Source organism: Actinoplanes sp. NPDC051633, from assembly GCF_040681735.1.
In the GTDB taxonomy this organism is placed as follows: Bacteria; Actinomycetota; Actinomycetes; order Mycobacteriales; family Micromonosporaceae; genus Actinoplanes.
The window spans coordinates 1-1,946 of the sequence record NZ_JBFAZH010001335.1 but is presented as its reverse complement, the minus strand read 5'-3'; the positions used below and the strand labels follow the sequence as shown (position 1 = coordinate 1,946).

The 1,946-nt window shown below is 70.0% G+C and carries 2 protein-coding genes; both read right to left on the bottom strand.

The genetic code is table 11. The features are described from left to right. The coding region (locus tag AB0M20_RS40695) for a hydantoinase/oxoprolinase family protein (protein ID WP_364306556.1) at positions 1-853 on the bottom strand (853 nt) is incomplete at its 3' end. A gap of 13 nt (positions 854-866) precedes the next feature. Continuing rightward, a complete protein-coding gene (locus AB0M20_RS40690) occupies positions 867-1,868 on the bottom strand; it encodes a CoA transferase (RefSeq protein ID WP_364306558.1) in 1,002 nt (333 codons plus the stop codon). Between the last annotated feature and the right edge of the window lie 78 nt (positions 1,869-1,946).

Here is a 1,946-nt window from a genome sequence, read left to right as displayed (position 1 = left end):
CGCCGCCGGCCGGGCCGGACAGCAGCATCGTGACGGGCGCGGCGATCGCGGCGTCCGCGGCGCAGAGCCCGCCGTCGCTGCGGAGGATGGCCAGCTCGGCCGGCACGCCCTCGGCGGCCAGCTTCGCCGAGAGGTTGGCGACGTAGCGGGCCACCTGGGGCTGCACGTACCCGTTGGCGACCGTGGTCAGGGCCCGCTCGTACTCCCGCATCTCCGGCAGCACGACGCTGGACAGCGAGACCTCCACGCCGGGCAGCTCGTCGGCGGCCAGCTCGGCGATCCGGCGTTCGTGCGCGTCGTTGGCGAAGGCGTTGATCAGCGAGACCGCGAGCGCCTCGACGCCGCCGTCCACAGCCCCGCCGCCGCCCATAGCCGGACTGAAGGCAGCATTGCCCCGCAGCTTGCGCAACGCGACGCGGACGGCCTCCTCGTCCAGCTCGAGGATCACCGAGCCGTCGGTCGCGATCCGCTCCGGGACCTCCATCGTGTTCTCCAGCTCGGCCAGCGGCTCGGGCTTCGGCCAGATGATCCAGCCCGCCAGGCCGCCGGGCACGAACGACCGGGCGATCTGCAGCACCTGGCGGAAGCCGTCGGTGGTGATCAGCCCGACGACGGCGCCCTTGCCCTCGAGGATGGCGTTGGTGGCAACGGTGGTGCCGTGCAGCACGTGCGCCACGGCGGCCCGGTCGATGCCCGCCTCGGCGCACACCTTGTCGATGCCGTGCAGCACACCCACCGACTGATCGCTCGGCGTCGAGGCGGTCTTCGCCCGCCAGGTCGAGCCGGAGTCCTCGTCGACCAGCAGCACATCGGTGAACGTGCCGCCCACATCCACGCCGAGTCGATACGACATCTGCATCCCTCCCTTAAATGATCTTGTCGGCGCGCAGCCGCGCCCGTGCGTCGTCGTCGAGGCCGAGCAGGCCCCCATAGATCTCGTCGTTGTGCTCGCCCAGCTCCGGGCCGGCCGAGCGCACCGCGCCGGGGGTCTCGGACAGCTTGGGCACGGCGTTCTGCATCGGCAGCTCGCCGAAGTCGGGGTGCGGCACGGTCACGATCGCCTCCCGCGCGGCGAAGTGCGGGTCGGCGAACATGTCCTTGGCGCGGAAGATCCGGCCGGCCGGGACGCCCTTGTCGTGCAACAGGGCGAGGAGGTCGTCGGCGGGCCGGGTCGAGGTCCACTCGGCGATCAGGTTGTCGAGCTCGATCATTGCCGCGCCCCGGGCGGAATGCGTGGCGTACCGCGGGTCCTCGGCGACCTCGGGGCGGTCCATCGCGGCGGCCAACCGGCCGAAGACGGTGTCCTGGTTGGCGGCGATCAGGATCAGGTCACCGTCGCCGGTCGGGTAGACGTTGCTCGGCGACACGTTCGGCAGGGTCGCGCCGGTGCGCTCCCGCTGATAGCCGGCCACCGCCCACTCCGGCAGCAGCGACTCCATCATCGCGAGGACCGCCTCGTAGATGGCGGAGTCGACGATCTGGCCCCGGCCGGTGCGGCCGCGCTGGTGGACCGCGACGAGCGTGCCGAGGCAGGCGTACGTGGCCGCGAGCGAGTCGCCCAGCGAGATCCCGGCCCGGACCGGTGGGCTGTCCGGCTCCCCCATCACGTAGCGGATGCCGCCCATCGCCTCGCCGATCGACCCGAAGCCGGCCCGGCTCGCGTAGGGGCCGGTCTGTCCGTAGCCGGTGACCCGCGTGACGATCAGCCCCGGGTTGGTCTCCCACAACGTCGATGGCGCCAGGCCCCAGCGTTCCAGGGTGCCGGGCCGGAAATTCTCCACCACGACGTCCGCGGTGTCGATCAGCTTGCGGATCAGCGCCTGCCCCTCGGGCCGGCGCAGGTCGCAGGTGACCGACCTTTTTAATATATTTTTATAAATCTTTTTAAAACCTTTTTAAGTACTGTTTAAGACCTAGAGAGACAAGGCTTTTGAAATGTTAAAAGG